Consider the following 666-nt stretch of genomic DNA (forward strand, 5'->3'; position numbering starts at 1 on the left):
TTCATAAGTTTTGACCCAACCTATAGTAGGTAGCTTGACACGCACACCGCCGACAGGGATGGGTTTACCACTAGCGTCAATAGTGAAAGAATCATTCTGACCTTTCTTTTTGAATTTTGGATATCCGCCCAAACTTTTAAAAAATCGGTCATAAGCAGCGCCAAGATTGTCAAAAGCGTATTGAGTGATTTTCTGACAAATACCTTTCTCTTTGATCCATTCAAACTCAGGTTTTACGTGGTTGTTGAAGAACTTTTTGAGAAGGTATTTATTTGGCTTGAATCCATCATTGTACAAGTTCTGCCAAGTTGCCAAACCCCAATTATAAGTAAACCGCGCTATGCCCGCGTGCTTGCTCATTACTGTTTTTTGCTCGCTTGTCAGTTTCAACTTTGTCTTGATAGATAAAAGCATTGTTCGACCTCAACACTGTATTTCTTTATTGTCCAATTCTGTCAGGTCTTGTATAGGTTTGTCAATAGCTGCCTTCAAGTGATCTTTAATTTCTTTAGAGTAATTTCTCAATCCGTACAGTCGGCAAGAAAAGCAGTGAATGATAGCCATCAGGTCTTCCACAAGTTCTTGCTGTGGAGATAGTGATTCTTGGTTGGCAACGATAATTTCACAGCCAACAGAAATTGCTAATTCCTGAATAAACTCAAAAGC

General features: G+C 39.2%; 2 protein-coding genes. Both read right to left on the reverse strand.

Annotated features, from left to right (window positions below; all coding sequences use genetic code 11):
* Positions 1-414: RNA-guided endonuclease InsQ/TnpB family protein (locus tag AABK37_RS41720; protein ID WP_432557231.1), on the reverse strand; the 414-nt coding region annotated here is incomplete at its 3' end.
* A 9-nt stretch (positions 415-423) separates the two neighbouring features.
* A partial coding sequence (locus AABK37_RS41725) for an IS607 family transposase (RefSeq protein WP_432557232.1) occupies positions 424-666 on the reverse strand: 243 nt, incomplete at its 5' end.

It is taken from the genome of Tolypothrix sp. VBCCA 56010 (assembly GCF_050875635.1).
Classification (GTDB): domain Bacteria; phylum Cyanobacteriota; class Cyanobacteriia; order Cyanobacteriales; family Nostocaceae; genus Hassallia.